Below are 22618 nucleotides of genomic sequence, written 5' to 3'. Positions count from 1 at the left end.
CGGCCTTGCCCCCTGAATGTTAAGCTTCACCCATGACTCTTACCCTGCGCAGCCGCTGGCTGCTGGCCGGCGCCTTGCTGCTGGCGCTGTGGCGCCCGGCCGCCGCGGCTGAACACGCACGCCTGCTGAGCGATTACAGCCATCGCGCCTGGACCGCCGCCCAAGGCGCGCCGGCGCAAATCCAGGCCATCACCCAGACCCGCGACGGCTGGCTGTGGCTGTCGACGCCGACCGGCCTGTACCGCTTTGACGGCCTGAGCTTCGAACGGCGCGACCAGGTCGGCGGCCACAAGCTGCTGTCGACCATCGTGCTGCCCTTGTACACCGCGCCGGACGGCGCCTTGTGGGTCGGCTACCGTTTCGGCGGCGCCAGCGTGTTCAAGGACGGCCAGGTGCGCCACTACAGCGCCGCCGACGGCTTCCCGCCCGGCGCCACCTACAGCTTCGGCCGCGCGCCGGACGGCACCATGTGGGTCACCACCTCCAACGGCCTGGCCTGGCTGAACGGCGGGCGCTGGGTGCGGATCGGCGCCGACAGCGGCTTCGATCCCGGCGCCAAGTCGGTCTGGGGCGTGTTGTTCGACCGCGCCGGCACGCAGTGGGTGTCGAGCGACCGCGCGATCTACTACCGCCGCCAGGGCGAAAGCCGCTACCACGTCGCCAGCCCCGCCAATATCCGGCTGTCGTCGCTGGCGGCCGCGCCGGACGGCACCGTGTGGGCCTCCAACGGCAGCGACGCCAACTACAAGCTGTCGCAGAGCGCGCCGGCCGGCGGCCCGCCGCCCCGCCCCGACCTGCCCGGCAGCGGCATGTGGTTCGACCGCGCCGGCACCATGTGGCTGCTGAGCGAAGACCGGGTCGAGCGCATGCTGCCGGACGTGTTTCCCGATCCGCGCCAGCGCGTCACGCAGGAACAAGGCTTGAGCGGCATGAACCCGCAGACCTTTTTCGAAGACCGCGACGGCACCATCTGGATCGGCACCGTCAACGGCCTGGACCAGTTCCGCCGCAACCGCGTGACGCCGCTGCCCAGCCATCTGGAAGTCGCCACGCCGGCGCTGTGGCCCGACCGCGACGGCAAGGTCAGGATCAGCAGCTACAGCGGGGATTCCTGGCTGATGGATGCCGGCGGCCGGCGGTACGAACACTCGCCGCTCGCCTTCCGTTCGGCCACCGCCACCACGGACGGCCGGCCGGCGCTGGGCACCGCCGCAGGGATCTGGCTGCCGGGGCCCAATGGCGGCGCCATGATCGCCTCGCCGCCGGAAGCGCTGAAGGACGCCATGCCGGCCCGTGCGCTGGCCCAGGACCGCAGCGGCGACTGGTGGGCCAGCTATGTGAACCTGGGCATTTACCGCCGCCACGACGGCACCTGGCGGCGGTTGGACGATTCCCGGCTGCCGGCCGCGCGCGCTCTGATTATGCTGGGAGACCATAGCGGCAGGGTCTGGATAGGCTACCAGGGCAACCGCATCGCCGTCGTCGGTGGCGCTGGCGATGGCGTCCGCGTGCTGGGCGCGGCCCAGGGCCTGAACATCGGCAACGTGCTGAGCCTATACGAACGCAACGGCCACCTGTGGGTCGCGGGCGAACTGGGCGCCGCGCTGTACGACGGCCAGCGCTTCGTGCCGCTGCGCCTGGCCGACGGCCATGAGCTGCGCGGCATCAGCGGCCTGGTGGAAACGGCGGCCGGCGAGCTGTGGCTGCACGGCCATGACGGCGCCTTCCGCATCCCGGCCGCGCAGCTGGCCAGCTTCCTGCACAACGGCGCCGCGGTCGACTACGAACTGCTGGGCATAGCCGACGGCCTGACCGGCGCGGTCCAGCCGACCGGCCCGTTCCCGTCGATGATCGAGGCCAGCGACGGCAAGCTCTGGCTGTCGAGCCACAGCGGCGCCGTGCTGATCACACCCAATCAGATCAGCCGCGACGCCACGCCGCCGCCGGTGGAGCTTCGCGCCGTGGAGAGCAACGGCAAATCCTATCCGGTGGGCGCGCCGCTGACGCTGCCGCAAGGCGCGAACAATCTGCACCTGACCTTCAGCGCGCTCGGCCTGGCCATGCCGGGACGGATCGCCTTCCGCTACCGGTTGGAAGGCCTGGACCGCGACTGGCAGGCGGCCGGCGGCCGGCGCGAAGCCTTCTACACCAACCTGGGGCCGGGCCAGTACCGCTTCCAGGTGATCGCCGCCAACAAGGACGGCGTCTGGAACAACGACGGCGCAACGCTGGAGGTGACGATCCCGCCGACCTTCTTGCAAAGCCTGTGGTTCAAGCTGCTATGCGCGCTGGCGCTGGCAGCGGTGCTGGTGCTGGCCTGGCGCTGGCGGCTGGCGCAGATGGCGCGCCTGATCGAAGCGCGCCACGTCGAGCGCCTGGGCGAGCGCGAGCGCATCGCCCGCGCGCTGCACGACACCTTCCTGCAAGAGGCGCAAGGCACCATCCTGATGATGCAGCTGGCGATGGAACAGGTGCCGCCGGCGCTGCCGGCGCGCGCCGCCATGGAGCGCGGCATCGGCTACATCGAGCAGGCGCTGATCGAGGGCCGCGACGAAGTGCGCGGCCTGCGCTCGCCGCTGCGCGACGATGAAACGCTGGGGCAATCGCTGGAACGCTTCGGCCAGCGGCTGGCGGCTGGACTTTCGGCCAGTTTCCGGCTGGAGCAAAAAGGCGCACCATACGCCCTGCCCGTCATCGCCGCCGACGAAGTGTTTTCCATCGGCCGCGAAGCCATCTGCAACGCCTTCCGCCATGCACAGGCGAGCGAGATCGTGGTGGAGCTGGACTACGGCGCCAAACGGCTGACGCTGCTGGTGCGCGACAACGGCAAGGGCATCGCGGCGGATACGCTGGCGCAAGGCGGGCGCAGCGGCCATTGGGGCCTGGTCGGCATGCGCGAACGCGCGGCGCGCATCGGCGCGATGATGGAGGTCGGCAACCAGGATGAAGGCGGCGCGTTTATGCGTCTGACCTTGCCCGCTATGTACGCCAACGCATAGACGGCGCGGCGCGGCATTGATGTAATCACGAAGTTGCATTCCCACCCAACGAGGAGCGAACTAATGAAGCTGAAAGACAAAGTCTGTATCGTCACCGGCGCCGCCAGCGGCATCGGCAAGGAAATCGCCCTGGTGTATGCGCGCGAAGGCGGCAAGGTCGTCATCGCCGACCTGAACCTGGAGGCGGCGCAAGCCACCGCCGATGAAATGAAGGCCGGCGGCCACCAGGCCATGGCCATCGCCATGAACGTGGTCGACGAAGCCCAGGTCAACGCCGGCATCGCCAACGTGATCGAGGCCTGGGGCCAGATCGACGTACTGGTCAGCAACGCCGGCATCCAGATCATCCATCCGGTCGAGGACTTCCCGTTCGAAGATTGGAAGAAGCTGCTGTCCATCCATCTGGACGGCGCCTTCCTGACCACCAAGGCCTGCCTGCCGCATATGTACAAGGCCGGCAGCGGCAGCGTGATCTACATGGGCTCGGTGCATTCGAAGGAAGCGTCCAAGCTCAAGTCGGCCTATGTGACGGCCAAGCACGGCCTGATCGGGCTGGCCAAGGCGGTGTCGAAGGAAGGCGCCGAGCATGGCGTGCGCGCCAACGTGATCTGCCCCGGCTTCGTGCGCACGCCGCTGGTGGACAAGCAGATCCCCGAGCAGGCCAAGACGCTGGGCATCTCCGAGGAAGACGTCATCAAAAAAGTGATGCTGGCCGATACCGTGGACGGCAAGTTCACCACGGTGGAGGACGTGGCCGAAGTGGCGCTGCTGTTCGCCAGCTTCCCGTCGAACGCGCTGACCGGGCAATCGCTGGTGGTCAGCCACGGCTGGTTCATGCAGTAACGAGCACGCGGCCACGCAGGGCGCACAACGCCACCAACGACCAAAGCCGCAACAGAACATTGATATAAACAGTTTTCATTCTTTATCAGTGAAAATCTGGGGCCGCCCTTCGGAGAACTCCAGCGGCCCGTATTGCCAGCCGCCGGTGTCGCGCTGGCGATATGGCAGGACCACGTAGGCGCGCATGCGGCGCCGGTCCTCAATGTCGAACATGGCCGCCTGCCAGCCGTCGCCGCTGCCGGGATCGACCGGCATCGACGAGCCAATCAGCGTGGCCGCCACATCGCCCTCCCCGACCATCGGCAGTATCTGCTTCAGCAGCCCGCCTATCGCCGCCCGCAGTTCGTCAAACCCGTCCGCCAGCAGCCCCACGGATTCGCCATCGTCCTTCAACACCAGCGCGAACACCGGAAAACCGTTTTCGTTTTTCAGGGACTTGCGGACGGCCGTCTCGGCCTGCTCCAGCAACAAGTCCATTTCTTCAGTGAGTTCCATATTCCTCCCGCGCGCATCGATGTTTGATTTGATCATCCGAAAGACTTGTTTTGGAGATGCCGCCAGTGTATTGCAATTCGGTCAAAAAAGCGTGTTTGACAACAGATTCCAGACCTTGCTACACTAAAATTGCAATTATTATATTTTTACCGAAAATTAACATCTACGGGACCGTCATGAACCGACAATTACTGGCTGCGCTGTTCGCCACCACCACCCTGGCCGGCGCCGCGCACGCCGCTGACATACCGAAATCGCTGGAAACCATGGGCATCAAGATCGGCGATACCCAGCAACAGGTTGAAAAGGTGCTGTTTGCCGGCGGCTACAAGCCCTCCCGCACGCATGTGCGCCCGGCGGACTCGGTCTATGCGGCTCGCCCCGACAGCATCGATTACACCATCCCGGACTCCCCCAAGCGTTCGCGCGTCACTGTCGCCTACGGCCCCATGGATGGCCGCGCGGTGCAGATCGAGCGTACCGCCGAGGTGTTCGAGCAAAAAGTCTTGAACGAAGAGCTGCGCAAGCAGCTGCAGGAAAAATATGGCCAGTTGCCGCCTAACGAAGGCAAGTACGGCGACATGCACTGGGTCCACACCAAGACCGGCAAGCCCGAATACGAATGCTTCGCGCGCAACGCCAGCCTGACGTTCGCCCATGCCCTGCTGATGGACCGCATGCTCAAATGCGACAAGTCCGTCACGGTGACCATCGTCGGCGACTCCACCTGGGCCACGTCCATCAGCGTGTCGATCATCGACTTCGACGCCGCCGTCAAGAACCTGATGCCGATCGCCGCCGCTGCCGCGAAGGCGAAACAGGACGCCATCGACGCCGCAAAAAAAGCCCCGATACCAAAGCTCTAAGCTTTACGCTCGCTGCCAAAAAAAAAGGGAGGCGCATGGCCTCCCTTCTTTTTATCTCGCTGACGCTTAGTTCTGCGTCAGGAAAGTCTTCAGCTTGTCCGAGCGCGACGGCTGGCGCAGCTTGCTCATGGCCTTGGCTTCGATCTGACGAATACGCTCGCGGGTCACGTCGAACTGCTTGCCCACTTCTTCCAGCGTGTGGTCGTTCGACATTTCCACGCCGTAGCGCATGCGCAGAACCTTGGCTTCGCGCGGAGTCAGCGAGTCCAGCACTTCCTTGATGACGTTGCGCATCGAGGCGTGCAGCGCGGCGTCCAGCGGCGCCAGCGTGGTGTTGTCTTCGATGAAGTCGCCCAGCTGCGAATCGCCGTCCTCGCCCATCGGCGTTTCCATCGAGATCGGCTCTTTGGCGATCTTCATGATTTCGCGGACTTTGTTTTCCGGCATTTCCATCTTGACCGCCAAGGTCGCCAGGTCCGGCTCGCTGCCGGTTTCCTGCATGATCTGGCGCGAGATGCGGTTCATCTTGTTGATCGTTTCGATCATGTGCACCGGCACGCGGATGGTGCGGGCCATATCGGCGATCGAACGGGTGATGGCCTGGCGAATCCACCAGGTTGCATAGGTCGAGAACTTGTAGCCGCGACGGTATTCGAACTTGTCCACCGCCTTCAGCAGGCCGATGTTGCCTTCCTGGATCAGATCGAGGAACTGCAGGCCGCGGTTGATGTACTTCTTGGCGATCGAAATCACCAGACGCAAGTTGGCGACCGTCATTTCACGCTTGGCCTGGCGCGCGCGTTTTTCGCCGGCGGCCATCTGCTTGTTAATCTTGCGCAGGTCGGCCAGCGGCAGCGCCACGCGGGCTTGCAGGTCGATCATTTTCTTTTGCAGTTCTTTCACCGCAGGCACGTTACGGCCCAGGATGGCGCTGTACGGATAGGCGCTGTCGACTTCGCCGTCAACCCAGTCCAGGTCGCATTCATTGCCAGGGAAGACCTTGATGAAGTGGGCGCGCGGCATGCCGCATTTGTTCACGCACAGTTCCAGCACGGCGCGCTCGATGTGGCGCACTTCTTCCATCTGGCCGCGCAGCGTGTCGCACAGCTTCTCGACCACCTTGGCGGTGAAGCGGATGCCCAGCAGTTCGGCCGAAATCGCTTCCTGCGCCGACACATAAGCCTTGGAGCCGTAGCCGCCGGCGGCTTTGCGCATCTTGTCGTACTGGGTCGAGATGACGTCGAACTTTTCCAGCGCGGCTTTCTTCAGCTGCGCCAGTTGCTCGGTCGAGAAGCCTGCCGCGCCGCCGTTGGCGTCGCCGTCTTCTTCCTCGACTTCCTCTTCCTCTTCTTCTTCGTCGTCCGAGGCGGCGGCAGGCGCGGCCGCGACGGCCGGCGTGTTGTTCGCTTCGTTCAGGTCGACGAAGCCGTCCACCACTTCATCCACTTTCAGTTCGTCGGCTTCGATCTTGGTGGCCAGCGCGACGATCTCGGCGATCGTGGTCGGGCAAGCGGAGATGGCCTGGATCATGTCCTTCAGGCCGCCTTCGATACGCTTGGCGATCTCGATCTCGCCTTCGCGCGTCAGCAGCGCCACGGCGCCCATTTCACGCATGTACATGCGGACCGGGTCGGTGGTGCGGCCGAAGTCGGAGTCGACCGTCGACAGCGCGGTCGCGGCGGCCGCTTCCACTTCGTCGTCGGAGGTCACGGTGGCGACGCTGTCGGTCAGCAGCAGCGAATCGGCTTCCGGCGCGCGCTCGTAGATGGCGATGCCCATGTCGTTGAAGGTCGCGATGATGCCTTCGATCGCTTCAGGGTCGACAATGTTTTCCGGCAGTTGGTCATTGATCTCGGCGTAGGTCAGGAAGCCGCGCTCCTTGCCCATGTTGATCAGGTTCTTGATCTGGGTGCGGCGGCGTTCCAGTTCCTCGGCAGTGCTCTTCGAGTCCACGCCCAGCATGTCGGCGGCGCCGCCCTTGGCTTTGCGCTCGCGGGCCTTGGACACGGCCTTCAGTTCGGCGCGCTCGACCGCGTTCAGTGCCGCGACTTCGTCGTTTTCCGGCGTGAATTCGGACGGCTTGCGGCCGCGGCGGCCTGGCACCTTGACGCTAGGCAGCAGGTAGCCGGAGGTGTCGATCGAAGCCAGCGTGGCGGCGTCGGTCACCTGGCTGACGGCCGGACCGGCGGTCACGATGACGACCGGCGCAGGCTCGGCCTTGGCGGCCTTGACCAGCTTGGATTTCGGCGCGGCCTTGACCACCACCGCAGGCGCGCCGGTCTCGGCGGCCGGGACCGCGGCGCTCTTGCGCGCCACCTTGACGGTCTTGATCGGGGTGTCGGACGCGTCAGCGTGCTGCACCGCGACTTGCGCTTCCGCCTGGGCCGCTTCGGCCGCGGCGCTCAGACGCGTTTTCTTTTTGACTACCGTTACTTTGCTCGCTGCCTCTTGCGCATTATCGATCACATAAGATAGAGTCGTCTTTGGCACCACCAGCGGAGCGGAGCTGGTACGGGCGGCCTTGACGGACAACGTTAAAGTTTTCGGCGTTTTTGTCATTAAATATCTCTCAATGCGTATTCGTCGGAAAATACAAAATGCCACAGCCGGCGCCGACCGTTACCAGTGCGCTCAGATGGAAATGTTGTAATTTAGCTGACGATTATCTGCGGAATAAAAAAAGCCCGCATCCAACAACGGGCTTGTTTCTCTTTTCAGTGAAGAATAGGGAGAGGGCAAAGTATGCCGTATAGCGAGACATCAGGATAATTGATAGTACCTATATCCGACATCTTAAAACCATATAACAAGGGCGTCACACTCTTGTCAGACCGTCCAAATCGCATCCTGTACCAAACTGAAACGCACCGTCCTGCAAAGGTGCGTCTCGCATTATACATGTTTTGGCGTGCGAGCGCACCTCCCGCGCCCAAGGGGCGTATGATGTCGATATGGTCATTTATACATCATGGCCTAAAAGGCACTGCAATCCCGTAGTGCCCATGATATGCTGACGCCTCTTGCTTAAACTATGAAGTCGATGAACACTAGCCTCACCCCTCAGGCGCCGGCAATCGAGCCCGCAGCCTCCGCCGCTACCGCGGCACCTGCGGCTCTGACCCCGCGCAGCTTGCTGAAACAATTGCAAACCCAATTCCCGGCCTTCCGCGATTTCCTGCCCCTGTCGATCGGTATCGACAAGCAGATCCTCGCCGTCATGCCTGAACTGGACCGCAAGACCATGCGTACCGCGCTCGGCATCCATACCGGCTCGCTGCGCTACCTGAAAGTCATGGAAAAAGCCAAGGTGCGTCACGATCTGGACGGCACCCCCGGCGCCGAAGTGACCGACACCCACCGCGCCCACGCCACCCAGGTGTTGCAGGACCGTTTCAAGAAAGAAGCCGAACGCAAGAAAGCGGAACGCGACGCGGCTGCGGCCGAAGAAGCGGCCCGCGTGCGCGCCGACAAGCTGAACCAGCTGACCGCGAAGTTCTCGCGCAAGGGCTGAGTTGGCTCAGTTGGATACCCAGCAGCTAGCGACACAGGCGGAGGCCGAGCTTCCGCCCTACGTGGGGATACGCATCGCCGATGTCCGGCTGGTCACCACGACCGAGCAAGCCGTCGCCGCGCGCGACGCCCTGCTGGCCACCGACGCCATCGGCTTCGATACCGAATCGAAGCCGACCTTCACCAAGGGCGAGACCTCGACCGGTCCGCACCTGATCCAGTTCGCCACCGATCACCAGGCCTATCTGTTCCAGATCGGCAGCAGCACGTCCGCGGCCATCCTCGAGGTGCTGCAGGCGGTGCTGGAAACGCCGGCTTTGCTGAAGGTGGGCTTCGGCCTGTCCGACGACGTCAAGCGCCTGCACGCCAAGCTGGCGATACGGGCGGCCGGCGTGGTCGACCTGTCGGTGGCGCTGCGCACGCCGGGACAGCGCAACGACCTCGGCGCCAAGACCGCCGTCGCCAAGTTCTTCGGCCAGAAGCTGCAGAAATCCAAGAAGATCTCCACCACCAATTGGGCGCTGCCGCGCCTGAACGAAAAGCAGATCCTGTACGCGGCCGACGACGCCCAGGTGGCGTTGCGCGTCTACCGCCATTACATCGGCGCCGGCAACAAGCTGCCGCCGGTGAAAGCCGTCAAACTTCCTCGTCCGCCCAAGCCGTTGTAGAGGTTGATCTGGTATCCTTGCTGGATAGCTACGACCTCAAGGAATGGCATGTCTACCTCTTACGTCGTGCGCGCGTGCGCCGCGCTGGCTTTGGCCGGCTGCGGCCTGCCATCGCTGGCCGCCACGCCCGCCACCCTGCCCGACACGCTGGAACAACGCGTGGCCGCCTGCACCGCCTGCCACGCCGTCAAGGAGCGCGGCGACGCCTTCTTCCCGCGCATCGCCGGCAAGCCGGCCGGCTACCTGTACAACCAGCTGGTCAATTTCCGCGAAGGCCGGCGCCATTACCCGATGATGACCTATATGGTCGACCACCTGCCGGACGCCTACCTGCGCGAGATCGCCGACTACTTCTCGCAGCAGCATCCGCCCTACCCGCCGACGCAGGCCGGCAGCGGCGCCAGCGCCAGCGCGGCCTCATTGGCGCGCGGCCAGACGCTGATGCAGCAAGGCGATCCGGCCAAGAAGATCCCCGCCTGCGTGGCCTGCCACGGCAGCGCGCTGACCGGCGTGGCGCCGGCGATACCCGGCCTGATCGGACTGCCCAGCGATTACGTCAACGCCCAGTTCGGCGCATGGAAGAACAAGGTGCGCCGCGCCGCCGCGCCGGACTGCATGGCGGAGATCGCCAACCGGCTGTCCGAGGCCGACGTCGCCGCCGTCTCCGGCTGGCTCAGCAAGCAAACGCCGGACGCCGCCGCCCGCCCCGCCGACAGCATCGCCATGCCCCTGCCGCTGAACTGCGGCAGCGCGCCAGCACCTTGAGGGGCCGCACATGAAGAAAATTATTTATACCGTTATCGCGCTGCTGCTGGCCGGCATCCTGTTCGTGCTGTTCGGCGGTTCCGACGATGCCGGACCGGCGCCGACCACCACCGCAAAGCTGGCGCCGGCGGAGAAGATCGCGCGCGGCGCCTATCTGGCCAAGGCCGGCGACTGCATGGCCTGCCATACCGTGCGCGGCGGAGCGCAATATGCGGGCGGACGCGCGCTGCAAACCCCGTTCGGCAACGTCATCTCGCCCAACATCACCTCCGACAAGGCCAGTGGCATCGGCAGCTGGAGCGCGGACGATTTCTGGCAGGCGCTGCACAACGGCAAATCGAAGGATGGCCGTCTGCTGTACCCGGCCTTCCCCTACACCAACTACACCCGCATCACGCGCGACGATGCGGACGCGCTGTACGCCTACTTCCAGTCGGTGCCGGCGGTGGCGCAGGCCAACCAGTCGCATGATCTGCGCTTCCCGTACAACCAGCAATTCATGCTGGCCGCGTGGCGCGCGCTGTACTTCAAGCCCGCCGTGTTCCGCGAAGACAGCAAGCAATCGGTGGACTGGAATCGCGGCGCCTATCTGGTGCAGGGCCTGGGCCATTGCAGCGCCTGCCACAGCGCGCGCAACACGCTGGGCGCGACCGATGGCGAAGGCCTGTCCGGCGGCCTGATCCCGGTGCTTGGCTGGTACGCGCCGTCGCTCAATTCCGGCGCCGAGGCGGGACTGGGGGAATGGATGCAGCCGCATATCGCGCAACTGCTGAAGACCGGCGTGTCGCCGCGCGCGACGGTGTTCGGGCCGATGGCGGAAGTGGTGCAGCAAAGCCTGCAATACCTGAGCGACAGCGACATCAACGCCATGGCGGTCTACCTGAAAGCGCTGCCGGGCGACGGCAAGAAATCCGAGTTCGAGCGCGACAAGGGCGACGAAGCGGTGGCCTACCTGTCGGCCGGCGCCAAGCTGTACGAGAAGCACTGCGCGGATTGCCACGGCGCCGGCGGCGCAGGCCTGCCGCCCGGCTACCCGCCGCTGGCCGGCAACCGCGCGCTGACGATGGAGCAGGCGGTCAATCCTATCCGCATCGTGCTCAACGGGGGCTTCGCACCGGGCACGGGAGGCAATCCACGGCCATATGGCATGCCGCCGTTCGGCCATGTGTTGAGCGATACCGAAGTGGCGCAGGTCGTATCCTATCTGCGCAGCGCCTGGGGCAATAACGCGCCACCGGTCAACGGCAACGACGTCAACCGCTACCGCGCGATTCCGCTGGATTAATGAAGAGAGGTATGCATGACGACTGAAAAAGACTTGACCGCGCAACAGCTCTACCACGGCACGCGGGCCGACCTGAAAACCGGCGACCTGATCGAGCCTGGCTATTCTTCCAACTACGGCAGCCGGCGCAAGGCCAACCACGTCTACCTGAGCGCAACGCTGGAGGCCGCGACGTGGGGCGCGGAACTGGCTCAGGGCGACGCTCCCGGCAGGATCTACATCGTGGAACCGACCGGCCCAATCGCCGACGATCCGAATCTGACGGATAAAAAGTTCCCCGGCAACCCGACCAAGTCCTACCGCTCCCGGGAACCGCTACGAGTCATCGGCGAGGTCAAGGATTGGCAAGGCCATGCGCCCGAAGTACTCCAAGCCATGAAGGACCACGTCGAGAAAATCAGGTTGCAGGGCATTGAGGCAGTCGACGACTGAGTTGTCGTGTCCGCATCATCGCGCGGGCTAATGGCTGGAAAGGCGTCCGCCAGTAACCCAGCCATCGACGCGATGACCATTTTTAGGATTGGTATAGGTGACAAAAACAAAATCTTCATGCATCAACGACGTGAGGAGCCGGTCACCAGGAACGACAAATACACCCTTGTTCGCACATGCTTCGCTCGGAGCCGAGAAGAACTGCAATCGCCCCTCCCCTGTGACGAATCTTTCCAGATTCTGAACTTTCTTCGCCGGTGTTTTGACAGTCAACGCTAGCGAAGCGCATATGTCGGCGGTTTCAAGTTGCGTCATTTCGCCATTCCGCCAGACATAGCTCACCGAACTGCCGAGGTGGACGACCGGCTCCTTTCCAACGATCCCGGCGCCGCTCAGTTCCCCGCATTCGCCAAAGTCTTTGGAGACCAGCACAACGCCATCTGCCGCCAAGTCAATGAGGTGGAAAAAGTAATGACAATTCAGGCCTGGATGCCAGGCCCTTACTACGACATATTCATGGCCTGCGCTTGTCGTAATTCGATGCAGCGACGCCCAGTCCGCCTCCAGAGTCAGAATGGCATTTCCTCGATAGCGAACGACCGTGGTGTCAGAGGCAGAGAGGGTATCAATGCTGCCGTAGCGTGTTTCGAGACGTGCATTTTCCGCTGCGAGCACAGCGCTTCCTGGCAAAATCAGCAGGAGAAAATTAAAAAACAGTCCGAAAAACTGGGATTTCAACTGAACTCACTCCTCCGAAATCGGGTGCGAGTCAAGCGACCGCGAGCCCGCTCAGTGATGATACGACGTCGCTCAAGCTTGCGACCTCGCAGGTTGGCGCTGCCGCCGATTTGTTCGTCAGGCGATCGGGATTGAACCAGCAACTTTCGATGCCGTATCGATTCGCGCCGAGGATGTCGGCGTCCAGGCGGTCGCCGATGATGATCGCTTCTTCCTTGGCAAACGGCTTCGCCATTCTGGCGGCATATTCGAAGAAGCGCACATCCGGCTTGGCGTAACCGCACGCTTCGGAGGTGGCGACGAAGGAAATGTACCCGGCCAACCCCGAGCTGGCAATGCGGCGATTCTGGATGGCTTCGACACCGTTGGTGATGATGCCCACCTCGCCAATTGCGGACAGCGTCTCGCACACCAGTTTGGCGCCCTCGATGAGGACCACGGTATCCGGCAGCGACTCAAGATAAAGGCTGCTTGCCGCCTCCGGGTCGAGCTCGATGCCATTCGCCAGGAAGGTCTGGCGGAAGCGCTCCACCTTCAAGAAGTCCTTGGTGACAGCACCCGTCTCGAAGCGCCGCCACAATTCCACATTGATCGCCTGGTACTGGAGAAAAATTCCATCCACGCTGTCGCGCAGCCCCAGTTCCTGCATGGTGCGTACGAAAGAAAGCTTTTCGGACGCTTTAAAATCCAACAGCGTATCGTCCAGGTCAAAAAGGAATAATCTGTGCTTCATAACTTCTCATTAAAATTGTACTCACTGACCATCACGTAATACCCATCGAGGTCGCGCAGCGCGAATTCCCTGGTGCCTGTCGCCGGATTCACATTCGGCTCCTCGGCCAGCCCCGCGACCAGCCCGCGTGCGCGCAGCAGCGCCTCATCGAAGTCATCCACCCGGAAGAACAGCAGCAAGCCATTGCCAGGCTGCGCGTGTTCAGGACTGGTCAAGGTCGGATGATCGTGCGCGCCCCACTGGTGCAGGCAAAGCAGGACCGTGCCATCGGCGTCCAGGATTTGACCGAAGTACTCGTGAGCGGGCCCCGTTGCCGCTTGACCGAACAACGATTGATACCACTTGAAGCTTTGGGCGACATCCGCGACGCCGATGATGGTCCACGTCCGTTTCATGTCATCCTCCTACATTCAGGAATCTGCTAGTAGTGCTCGGCGAAACCGATGCGGTCGGTCGTGGCGTTGCGGGCGTCGTCCACGCTGACCTTGCCGTCCGCCAGCAACGCGCGCAGCGAAGCGTTCATCGTGTGACAGCCCTCACCCGGCTTGGTTTCCATCCAATTGCGCAGCGCCGACACCTGGCCGGTGGCGATCATCGACACCACCTCCGGATTCGAGGTCAGGCACTCGGTGGCCAGGTGGTAGCGGTCGCCGTCCACCGACGGCAGCAACGCCTGGCACAGCACGCCGCGCAGCGCATGCGCCAAGGCTTGCGATTGCGGCTCGGCGTTGCCCAGCAGGCGCACCATCTTCTGCAAGCCCAGCTCGGTCGAGCGCGCGTGCAGCGAGGCCAGCACCAGCGGCCCGGATTCGGCCAGCGCCAGCGCTTCCTGCGCCGTCTGGGCGTCGCGGATCTCGCCGATGACGATCACGTCCGGCCGTTCGCGCAGCGCGTCCAGCGCGCCCAGGTAGAAGCTCTCGACGTCGCCGTCGAAGCCCACTTCGCGCTGCGTGATGACGCACTGGCGCTGCGGGATCAGCGTTTCCACCGGATCTTCAATCGTGATGATGTGGCCGGAGCGGTGCTTGTTGATCTCGTCGAGCATGGCGGCGATGGTGGTCGACTTGCCCTGGCAGGTGTCGCCAATAATCAACACCAACCCGCTGGTGAGCTTGGCGAAATTCTGCTCGGCCTGGCGCAGGCCCAGCTGGCTGAGCACCATCGGCTCCTTCGGGAAACGGCGGATCACGCAGCCCAGCCGCTTCTTGCCCTGGAAGCTGAAGCAGTTGGCGCGGATGCGCGCCGTGTGCAGGTCCACCGCGCGGTCGAAGGCGCGGTCCTGGATGCGCTCGGCCCAGTTCGGCTCGACCACTTCGAAGAACTCTTGCAGCTCCTCGCGCGTGATCGGCGAATCGGTCACCGCCACCAGCCCTTTCGGCTGGCGCAGCAACAGCGGGCTGTTCTGGTGGATCAGGATGTCGCTGAAGATCAGCTTGGAATTCAGCAGATGCAGGATCTGCTCGACTAGCGTGCCGAAGACCGGGTGGTCTTCGTTTTCGATGTAAGTCAGGGTGCGAATTTGCGACGACTGGTAATTTTCCATCTGTACTCTGATCTCCGTGGGGTCGGTGTTGCTCCGCGAACGATTATAAGAGAAAAATTGCAGCATCGAAATTTTTTCAGCTGCGGACCTTCGGATATTTGAAGCCGGTGCGCAAGTCCATGCTGAAGCGTTGTTTGCCTTCGGTGACCACCACGTGGTCGGGCGGTTCCTCGCCGGCCAGCGCGCGATAGAAGATCGGCAAGCCCTCGCCTTTGCGGATCAGGTCGTCGCAGCGTTCGTAGACATTCGGACAACCGGTCTCGGCCAGCAGCGCCTGCACGATGGCCACTTTCCAGGCCTCGACGCCGGCCGACTGGAACTGGCAGATCAGGTAGCCCTGGACGCCGCCCCAGCTGTCGACCAGCAAGCCGGACAAGCCGTCCTCGTCGCCGCGCACCACCGGCACCAGGTCGTTGGGACCGGCCGCGCGCACGCTGGCGGCGCGCTTGGCGATGGCGGCCTTGACGCGGCGCTTGATCAGCGCGTGGTCGACCGGCTCGTCTTCCTTGTAGGTCCAGATGCGGGCGCAGATCTGCGACTTGGCGTTGTAGGCGGCGCGGCCGATGAACTGGCGCGACGACGTCTGCACCGTGGCGGTGGCGCCCGGCTTGTTCTTTTCCTGCGGCTTGCCCTCGATTTTTTCTACCGCGGAGGCGTAAATCCAGGGGTCGCCGGCCAGCAGGCTCTTTTCCTTGCCCTGTTTGATGGTGATGATAAGCATGTAAGTCCAATAAGTGCTGCATTGCAGCGTACGGTGTTGCGGGATAGCCCGAATGATACCTCATGCCGGCCTTGCCCCCGCCGCCGGACGCGGTCTGGTCCCCGGCAGCTGCATTCTATGCCGCGCTGGCTGCAATCTGTCGCAGCCGGGTTTCGTGCGCGGGGGCGAGTCCGTAGTATCCAACCTCAAGAGCAGTACCCACCATCCCGAGGAGATCATCATGGCAAATCCATCCGTCCGTAGCGCGCTGCGCATCCTGTTCCTGTCCGCCGGGCTGCTGGCCGTCGCCGCGCCGGCCGGCGTGGCCGTGGCCGGCCCGCTCAGTTGGTTCCATGGCGAGCGCGTGCAGGGCAGCGGCAAGATCGTCAAGCAGAACCGTGAGATCGGCCATTTCACCTCGCTGGCGACCAGTCTCAGCGGCAACGTCGAAATCCGCATCGGCAATACCGAAGGCATCAGCATCGAGACCGACGACAATTTGCAGGCGCTGATCGAGACCGTGGTCGACAACGGCACGCTGCGCATCCGGACCACCCGCAAGGACATCAACCTGGAGTCGCGCACCATGAAGATCGTGGTGCAGGCGCGTTCGATCGAGAAAATCGCGGTGGCCGGTTCCGGCTCGGTCGAGGCCGACAAGCTGCGCGGCGAGAGCCTGACGTTTGACGTCGGCGGCTCCGGCTCGATCAATGTGCGCAACCTGGAGAGCGAATCGGTGGCGATCGCGCTGGGCGGCAGCGGCAACCTGAAGGCCAGCGGCAACGTCGAACGCTTGCAGGTATCGATCGGCGGTTCGGGACGGGTGCAGGCCGGGCAGCTGGCGGCGCGCGACGTCACGGTCAGCATCGGCGGCTCGGGCCAGGCGACGGTGTGGGCCAAACAGACGCTGAACCTGAGCGTGGCCGGTTCGGGCGACATCACCTACTACGGCGATCCGCAGCTGAGCAAGAGCGTGATGGGTTCGGGCACCATCAAGCGGCTGGGTGGTTCGCCGCAGTAAAGACCTCGGCGGGGTTGCCGCCCTCGGCCAGCGCCTGTATCCAGGTACTGAGCTGGGCGGCATCGGCATGGTCCATTTTTTCGGCAACTCCCACCGGCAGTGGCGCGTTTCGGCGATCCAGCAACTCCTGCAAAATGCCTTTCAGCGCCGTGCGTTCACCCTCTTGCAGCCCTTGTTGCATGCCTTGTTGCATGCCTTGTTGCATGCCTTTGCGACGTCCCTCTTTCAATCCCTGGAGGCGGCCACGCTTGACGGCCTCATATTCCAGCAAGGCTTCATAAGTCTTGAATCGCCGATTAAATAGCATCACTGGCTCCTCCCCTGAGCTCATAATAGCTTCGTCAAATTCGTCCTGCAAGGTCGTGCATACCCAGCGCTTCAGACTATCCCGGGCTCTTGCGACATCCGGCGCTTTCATGCGCTCGGCAAAATCGCCCAACGCAGACAGCATTTCCTTATTGGTCTTCGAACGCAACAATCGGAACACGATACCCAGAATATTGGCCGGGTCATCCGGGTTCATATGGCGATGCTGGTCTATCAGCATGTATTGCTGCTGCGGCTGATAGACTTCTAATCCCATTGGCGGCGGCAGCATCAGGTCGGTCAAATCCCTGCTGGCGCGCCACAGGCCTCGACCGTGGTACAGCACAATCGGCAGCACCGGCGGCAACTTGTCACACCGCGTCAGGCAATGCCGGGCAACCAGGTCCTGCAGCAGCAGCCCCACATAAACCTGCATGCGCAAGGCCATCCAGCGATCGGAGCGGGCCTGAAATTCCAGCAGGATGTAGACGTAGATCCACTCCCCTCCCACCATGGCGCGCCACACCATGTCCTGGTGGCGCTGCTTGCCGCGGTCGCTGGCGTAGCTGGCGTTGACGCGCTCGAAGACGCTCACGTCCAGCGTCCTGGCCCAGTCGGCAGGCAAAAACCCGGCCAGCAAATCCCGTACGATTTCGGGATGCGCGAAGAGTTGGCGGTAAAGCGTGTCGCTGCGGGTGTTCATCCAAAAAATTGTAGCGCCCGCCTGAAGACGCGGGTACGCTAGGCGGGCGCCGTTTGGCCCGCATCAATCCGGTGCACATAAAACGAATAAGAACCTCACCACAAGGAGATCCGCTTGAACGTTATCGCCATGTCCGTCCGCCGCGCCTGCACGCTGCCGTTGTTGCTGCTGGCCTGCTCCGCCGCCTTCGCCGCCCCATCCACCGTCACCGCCATCAAAGCCGCCCACATGCTCGACGTGCGCAGCGGCGCGTTGATCGACAACGCGGTGGTGCTGGTCAGCGGCGAACGCATCACCGCCGCCGGCAGCAAGCTGGCGATCCCGGACGGCGCCCAGGTCATCGACCTCGGCAACAAGACCCTGCTGCCCGGCCTGATCGACATGCACACCCACCTGACCGGCGACCCGCAGGACGCCGGCTATTCCATCATCGCAAAATCCATCCCCCGCGTCACGCTGACCGGCGCCAAGAACGCCCGCCTGACGCTGCAAGCCGGCTTCACCACCGTGCGCGACGTCGGCGCCGATGGCTATGCCGACATCGGCCTGCGCGACGCCATCAACGACGGCGACGTGCCCGGTCCGCGCATTGCCGCCTCCGGCCCGCCACTCAGCATCACCGGCGGCCACTGCGACGACACCATGCACGCGCCCGAATACAAGCAGACCGCGCTCGGCGTGGCCGACGGTGTCGACGAAGCGCTCAAGGTCACGCGCCGCAACATCAAGTACGGCGCCGACGTCATCAAGATCTGCGCCACCGGCGGCGTGCTGTCTTTCGGCGACGATCCGCGCACCTCGCAATACACGCTGGAAGAATTGAAGGCCATCATCAGCGACGCCCACCGCCTCGGCCGCAAAGCCGCCGCCCACGCGCACGGCGGCGACGGCATCAAGCTGGCGGTGCTGGCCGGCATCGATTCAATCGAGCACGGTTCCTACATCGACGACGAAGGCATCAAGCTGATGAAGGAGCACAAGACCTGGCTGGTGCCGACGGTCTATCTGGGCGACTGGTTGATCGACAACGCCGAGGCCATCAAGCTGCCGCCGCCGCTGCTGGACAAAGCCAAGGTGGTGTTGCCGACCGCGCGCCTGAACATCGCCCGCGCCATCAAGGCCGGCGTGCCGCTAGCCTTCGGCACCGACGCCGGCGTCTACCCGCACGGCCTGAACGCGCGCGAGTTCGGCATCCTGGTCAAGCTGGGCATGACGCCGATCCAGGCGATCCGCGCGGCGACGCTCAACGCCAGCGAGCTGCTGGGCTGGACCGACAAGGTGGGCACTATCGAAGCCGGCAAGTTCGCCGACCTGATCGCGGTCGACGGCGAGCCGTTGAAAGATGTGAAGACGCTGGAGAGCGTCCAGTGGGTGATGAAGGGCGGCGCGGTCGTCAAATAATATAAACGATAAACCGCGCGCGGCCTCAGGTCAATGCTGGTGCTGCGCCGTTCCGGCCGGCGCCGGCAGGACTTCCAGCACCGGCGCCGGCGCCTTCAGTTTGACGCCGCTGTCGCCGGGGATCTCGTCCCAGGCCACGCTGACCTTGTCGCACTGCTGCACGATGCGGAAGTACAGCTTGCCCGGTTGCGCGGTCAGCTTGACCTGCACCACGAACTCGTCGAAATAAGCGTCCGGCAGCGGACCGCCCTTCCAGCTGATTTCCTGCACGCCGCCGTTGGTGCCGACGTTGATCTTCCAGCCCGCCTTGGGCATAGGCTTGGCGTTGGTCGCGCCCTCCGGCAGCGATACCGTCAAGCCCTTGGTGGCCGTGCCGTCGCAGCCGTGGCCGACGCGGAAGGTCAGTTTCTGGAAACTGCCGGCCACGCCGGTAGTTTGTTCCAGCGTCACGTGCGCCTGCGCCGCAGGCGCCAGCATCGCAGCAGAGAAAGCCAGCGCCAGCATGGTGGAAGTCGTTTTCATCACTGCCCTTTCGGTGGTGTGTACGTCAGCGGTTTGACCGTCACGTCGATGGCGACGGTTTCGGCCGGCTTGCCCTTCTTGCGGATCACCAGCGTGACCGGCACGGTCTCGCCTTCCTTCAACTGCCGCTTCAAATCCATCAGCATCACATGATAGCCGCCGGTCGCCAGGTCCACGTTCTGCCCGGCCGGCAAGTCCAGCGACGGCACGGCGTGCATCTTCATCATCTGGCCATCCATCTCCATGTGATGAATCTCCGCCACACCCGCCACGCTGGAACGCACTTCCACCAGCTGCCCCGCCTGCTTGGACTTGAGCTGCATGAACACGCCGGTGGACTTGGCCGACGGCACGGTGGCGCGTATCCACGCGTCGCGCACTTCAACCTGGGCCAGGGCCAGCGGACTGGCGGCCGCCAGCAGCAATGCGTAAAGGATTTTTTTCATCGAAGGATTATATCAACGTTGAATTAACGTTCGCCCTTGAAGGTCTCACGGCCGACTTCAACCGTGGTGGTGCCGTCGGTCAGCCAGATCTGGCCGTCCTGGATCGTGCATTGCAGCTGCATGCTGCGCTGGGCCATTTTGGACAGCTGCTCGGCGGCGTCGGCGTCGAGGTTGATCACGGTCAGGTTCTTGCAGCGCTCAACCTTGTTGGCCAAAGCCTTCCACCAGATGTGGCTGGTCGCGGCGTAGCTGTAGACGTAGACGTGTTCCGAACGGCCGCTGGCCTTCAGGATCACCTTCTCGTCCGGCTGGCCCACTTCGATCCACAGCTGGATCGCGCCGGTCAGGTCCTTCTGCCACAGGTCCGGCTCTTCGACGTCGAACAGGCCCTTGGTGAAGGTCAGCGCTTCGTTGGCGTGGATCGCGAAGGCGATCAGGCGCACCATCATGCGCTCGTCGGTTTCGGACGGGTGGCGCGCCAGCGTCAGCGACTGGGTCTCGTAGAAGTTGCGGTCCATGTCCGCGATCTGCAAGTCGGCTTTGTAAATTGTTGCTTTGAGGGCCATCGGTGAATCTCTTTAGTTTATTTGAAGACGACAGTCTTGTCGCCGTTCTGCAAAATGCGGTGTTCGACAAACCATTTCACGGCGCGCGCCAGCACCACGCACTCGACGTCGCGGCCAATCGCGGACAGCGTGTCCGCATCCATCGAATGATCGACGCGCTCAACGTCCTGCTCGATGATCGGACCTTCGTCCAGATCGCCGGTGACGAAGTGCGCGGTCGCACCAATCAGCTTGACGCCGCGATGGTGCGCCTGCGCATACGGCTTGGCTCCCTTGAAGCTCGGCAGGAAGGAATGGTGAATATTGATCGCCTTCCCTTTCAACGCCGTGCACAGGCCTGGCGACAGGATCTGCATGTAGCGCGCCAGCACCACCAGGTCGATGTTGTGCGAGTTCATCAGCTCGATGATCTTGGTCTCTTGCGCCAGCTTGGCTTCCTGCGGCGCGCCGGTCGCCAGCGGCAGGTGGTGGAACGGAATATTGTAGCTGGCCGCCAGCTGGTAGAAGTCCATGTGGTTGGACACGATGGCCGGAATTTCCACCGGCAGCAGACCGCTCTTGTAGCGGAACAGCAAATCGTTGAGGCAATGGCCGATCTTCGACACCATCAACATCACGCGCGGCTTGTAGTGGGCGTCGCGCAGTTCCCAGTCCAGCTTCATCTCGGCGCCCAGCAGGCCGAAGTCGGCGCGCAGCAGGTCGTCGTTGACGTTGCGGTCTTCCAACGCGAAATGCACGCGCATGAAGAACAGCTTCGACTCGCTGTCGCCGAACTGGGCCGAGTCGATGATGTTGCAGCCGTGATCGGCCAGGAAGCCCGACACGCGATGAACAATACCGCGCTGGTCCAGGCAAGAGAGTGTCAAAATGTATTCGGGATTGCTCATATCCACCATCGTTATAGGTCTAACAAGGCCAGTATTGTCGCACGGCTGGCCACACACCGTAAAAATAGCACGATCGTTCAATTTGCGGTATATTCGTCGTCACACTCCACTTTGAGGATACAAAATGACTATCAACGAGACAAATCTTCAATTCCGCCTGGCGGCCCGTCCGGTCGGCATGGTCAAGGACAGCGACTGGCAACAAGTCAGCGAACCGGTGCGCGAGCCGGCCGAGGGCGAAGTCGTGGTCAAAGTGTTGTACATCTCGCTCGATCCGGCCATGCGCGGCTGGATGAACGAAGGCAAATCCTACATCGCGCCGGTCGCCATCGGCGAGGTGATGCGGGCCGGTGGCGTGGGCGTGGTGGTGGCGTCGAAGTCGCCGGACTTCGCGGTCGGCGACCACGTGCAGGGCGGCACCGGCGTGCAGCGCTACTGGGTCGGCCCGGCCGGCGACAAGCGCCACGGCTTCCGCAAGGTCGACGCCAAACTGGCGCCGCTGCCCACCTACCTCAACACGCTGGGCATGCCCGGCATGACGGCCTACTTCGGCCTGATCGAATCGGGCCAGCCGAAAGCCGGCGAGACGGTGGTGGTGTCCGGCGCGGCCGGCGCGGTCGGCCAGACCGTCGGCCAGGTTGCCAAGCAACTGGGTTGCCGCGTGGTCGGCATCGCCGGCGGCAAGGACAAGTGCGACTTCGTGGTCAACCAGCTGGGCTTTGACGCCTGCATCGACTACAAGGGCGGCTCGGTCAAGGATGGCCTGAAGGAACACTGCCCGAACGGCGTCGACGTCTACTTCGACAACGTCGGCGGCGACATCCTCGACACCGTGCTGACCCGCATCAACCTGAAGGCGCGCATCGTCATCTGCGGCGCCATCTCGCAGTACAACAACACCACGCCGGTCAAGGGCCCGGCCAACTATATGTCGCTGCTGGTGAACCGCGCGCGCATGGAAGGCATCGTCGTGTTCGACTACGCCGACCGCTACCACCTGGGCATCGCCGCGCTGGGCAAGTGGATGAAGGAAGGCAAGGTCAAGAGCAAGGAAGACATCGTGCAAGGCCTGGAGCAGTTCCCGCAAGCACTGAACATGCTGTTCGAAGGGAAGAACTTCGGCAAACTGGTGCTGCAGGTGGCCGCCGAATAAATTCGGGGAACTTTTTAACGTAGGCCGCGTCTATCC

The 22618-nt window shown here is 63.4% G+C and carries 23 protein-coding genes; 11 read left to right on the top strand and 12 right to left on the bottom strand.

What is annotated here, in order from left to right; genetic code table 11:
* Window positions 1-32: 32 nt before the first annotated feature.
* Window positions 33-2999 carry a sensor histidine kinase gene (locus V6M89_RS16535; protein ID WP_332854189.1) on the top strand — a complete coding sequence of 989 codons (2967 nt, stop codon included), beginning with the start codon at window positions 33-35 and terminating at the stop codon, window positions 2997-2999.
* Between the two features lie 63 nt (window positions 3000-3062).
* Window positions 3063-3842, top strand: coding sequence for a 3-hydroxybutyrate dehydrogenase (locus V6M89_RS16530; RefSeq protein WP_332854188.1), 780 nt, complete (start codon window positions 3063-3065; stop codon window positions 3840-3842).
* Between the two features lie 75 nt (window positions 3843-3917).
* On the opposite strand, the gene V6M89_RS16525 is transcribed toward V6M89_RS16530, so the two are convergent.
* Window positions 3918-4337 (bottom strand): hypothetical protein, encoded by a 420-nt coding sequence (locus V6M89_RS16525; protein ID WP_332854187.1) that lies wholly within the window; start codon window positions 4335-4337, stop codon window positions 3918-3920.
* 176 nt (window positions 4338-4513) lie between these two features.
* On the opposite strand from V6M89_RS16525, the gene V6M89_RS16520 reads away from it, so the two are divergent.
* Window positions 4514-5203 (top strand): hypothetical protein, encoded by a 690-nt coding sequence (locus V6M89_RS16520; protein WP_332854186.1) that lies wholly within the window; start codon window positions 4514-4516, stop codon window positions 5201-5203.
* 66 nt (window positions 5204-5269) lie between these two features.
* On the opposite strand, the gene rpoD is transcribed toward V6M89_RS16520, so the two are convergent.
* Complete coding sequence (rpoD, locus tag V6M89_RS16515; RefSeq protein WP_332854185.1) at window positions 5270-7762, bottom strand: RNA polymerase sigma factor RpoD; 2493 nt, start codon at window positions 7760-7762, stop codon at window positions 5270-5272.
* Between the two features lie 472 nt (window positions 7763-8234).
* On the opposite strand from rpoD, the gene V6M89_RS16510 reads away from it, so the two are divergent.
* The 5 genes from V6M89_RS16510 to arr are packed head-to-tail and all read left to right on the top strand — an operon-like array spanning window position 8235 to window position 11863.
* Window positions 8235-8714, top strand: coding sequence for a ProQ/FINO family protein (locus V6M89_RS16510; RefSeq protein WP_116989601.1), 480 nt, complete (start codon window positions 8235-8237; stop codon window positions 8712-8714).
* A 10-nt stretch (window positions 8715-8724) separates the two neighbouring features.
* Window positions 8725-9381 (top strand): 3'-5' exonuclease, encoded by a 657-nt coding sequence (locus tag V6M89_RS16505; protein ID WP_332854184.1) that lies wholly within the window; start codon window positions 8725-8727, stop codon window positions 9379-9381.
* Window positions 9382-9429: 48 nt separating this feature from the next.
* Window positions 9430-10146, top strand: coding sequence for a c-type cytochrome (locus tag V6M89_RS16500; RefSeq protein ID WP_332854183.1), 717 nt, complete (start codon window positions 9430-9432; stop codon window positions 10144-10146).
* A gap of 10 nt (window positions 10147-10156) precedes the next feature.
* Window positions 10157-11431, top strand: a complete 1275-nt coding sequence (locus tag V6M89_RS16495; protein ID WP_332854182.1) for a cytochrome c — start codon at window positions 10157-10159, stop codon at window positions 11429-11431.
* Between the two features lie 15 nt (window positions 11432-11446).
* A complete protein-coding gene (arr, locus tag V6M89_RS16490) occupies window positions 11447-11863 on the top strand; it encodes an NAD(+)--rifampin ADP-ribosyltransferase (protein ID WP_332854181.1) in 417 nt (138 codons plus the stop codon).
* A 27-nt stretch (window positions 11864-11890) separates the two neighbouring features.
* On the opposite strand, the gene V6M89_RS16485 is transcribed toward arr, so the two are convergent.
* The 5 genes from V6M89_RS16485 to V6M89_RS16465 form a co-directional block, all read right to left on the bottom strand.
* Window positions 11891-12601 carry a hypothetical protein gene (locus V6M89_RS16485; RefSeq protein WP_332854180.1) on the bottom strand — a complete coding sequence of 237 codons (711 nt, stop codon included), beginning with the start codon at window positions 12599-12601 and terminating at the stop codon, window positions 11891-11893.
* Window positions 12602-12632: 31 nt separating this feature from the next.
* Window positions 12633-13334, bottom strand: coding sequence for a YjjG family noncanonical pyrimidine nucleotidase (locus tag V6M89_RS16480; protein ID WP_332854179.1), 702 nt, complete (start codon window positions 13332-13334; stop codon window positions 12633-12635).
* A complete protein-coding gene (locus tag V6M89_RS16475; RefSeq protein WP_332854178.1) occupies window positions 13331-13729 on the bottom strand; it encodes a VOC family protein in 399 nt (132 codons plus the stop codon). Before V6M89_RS16475 ends, V6M89_RS16480 begins: the two co-directional genes overlap by 4 nt.
* A gap of 26 nt (window positions 13730-13755) precedes the next feature.
* Entirely contained in the window at window positions 13756-14877 is a 1122-nt protein-coding gene (locus V6M89_RS16470; protein ID WP_332854177.1) for a type IV pilus twitching motility protein PilT, read from the bottom strand.
* A 76-nt stretch (window positions 14878-14953) separates the two neighbouring features.
* On the bottom strand, window positions 14954-15598 hold the full coding sequence (locus V6M89_RS16465) for an SAM-dependent methyltransferase (protein WP_332854176.1): 645 nt from the start codon (window positions 15596-15598) through the stop codon (window positions 14954-14956).
* Window positions 15599-15818: 220 nt separating this feature from the next.
* Between V6M89_RS16465 and V6M89_RS16460 the strand changes: the two genes are divergently transcribed.
* On the top strand, window positions 15819-16598 hold the full coding sequence (locus tag V6M89_RS16460; RefSeq protein WP_332854175.1) for a head GIN domain-containing protein: 780 nt from the start codon (window positions 15819-15821) through the stop codon (window positions 16596-16598).
* Here the strand turns inward: V6M89_RS16460 and V6M89_RS16455 are convergent.
* On the bottom strand, window positions 16570-17607 hold the full coding sequence (locus V6M89_RS16455; protein WP_332854174.1) for an Rpn family recombination-promoting nuclease/putative transposase: 1038 nt from the start codon (window positions 17605-17607) through the stop codon (window positions 16570-16572). The two genes, V6M89_RS16460 and V6M89_RS16455, sit on opposite strands and share 29 nt — an antisense overlap.
* A 114-nt stretch (window positions 17608-17721) precedes the next feature.
* On the opposite strand from V6M89_RS16455, the gene V6M89_RS16450 reads away from it, so the two are divergent.
* Window positions 17722-19008 (top strand): Xaa-Pro dipeptidase, encoded by a 1287-nt coding sequence (locus V6M89_RS16450; protein ID WP_332854173.1) that lies wholly within the window; start codon window positions 17722-17724, stop codon window positions 19006-19008.
* Window positions 19009-19038: 30 nt separating this feature from the next.
* Here the strand turns inward: V6M89_RS16450 and V6M89_RS16445 are convergent, their stop codons facing one another.
* Genes V6M89_RS16445 through purU form a run of 4 tightly spaced genes read right to left on the bottom strand, consistent with a single transcriptional unit; the run spans window position 19039 to window position 21429 of the window.
* On the bottom strand, window positions 19039-19530 hold the full coding sequence (locus tag V6M89_RS16445) for a YcnI family copper-binding membrane protein (RefSeq protein ID WP_332854172.1): 492 nt from the start codon (window positions 19528-19530) through the stop codon (window positions 19039-19041).
* Window positions 19530-19976 carry a copper chaperone PCu(A)C gene (locus V6M89_RS16440; RefSeq protein ID WP_332854171.1) on the bottom strand — a complete coding sequence of 149 codons (447 nt, stop codon included), beginning with the start codon at window positions 19974-19976 and terminating at the stop codon, window positions 19530-19532. The genes V6M89_RS16445 and V6M89_RS16440 overlap by 1 nt, the downstream gene beginning before the upstream one ends.
* A 23-nt stretch (window positions 19977-19999) precedes the next feature.
* Window positions 20000-20542: a YaeQ family protein gene (locus V6M89_RS16435; protein WP_332854170.1), complete on the bottom strand. Its 543-nt coding sequence runs from the start codon at window positions 20540-20542 to the stop codon at window positions 20000-20002.
* A 17-nt stretch (window positions 20543-20559) separates the two neighbouring features.
* Window positions 20560-21429 (bottom strand): formyltetrahydrofolate deformylase, encoded by an 870-nt coding sequence (gene purU, locus V6M89_RS16430; protein WP_332854169.1) that lies wholly within the window; start codon window positions 21427-21429, stop codon window positions 20560-20562.
* 124 nt (window positions 21430-21553) lie between these two features.
* Between purU and V6M89_RS16425 the strand changes: the two genes are divergently transcribed.
* Window positions 21554-22582 carry an NADP-dependent oxidoreductase gene (locus tag V6M89_RS16425; RefSeq protein WP_332854168.1) on the top strand — a complete coding sequence of 343 codons (1029 nt, stop codon included), beginning with the start codon at window positions 21554-21556 and terminating at the stop codon, window positions 22580-22582.
* The last annotated feature ends 36 nt before the right edge of the window (window positions 22583-22618 follow it).

It is taken from the genome of Duganella sp. S19_KUP01_CR8 (assembly GCF_036688705.1).
Taxonomy (GTDB): Bacteria; Pseudomonadota; Gammaproteobacteria; order Burkholderiales; family Burkholderiaceae_D; genus Rugamonas.
Note: the sequence above shows the minus strand (reverse complement) of the source record. Positions and strands in the feature narration are given on the sequence as shown.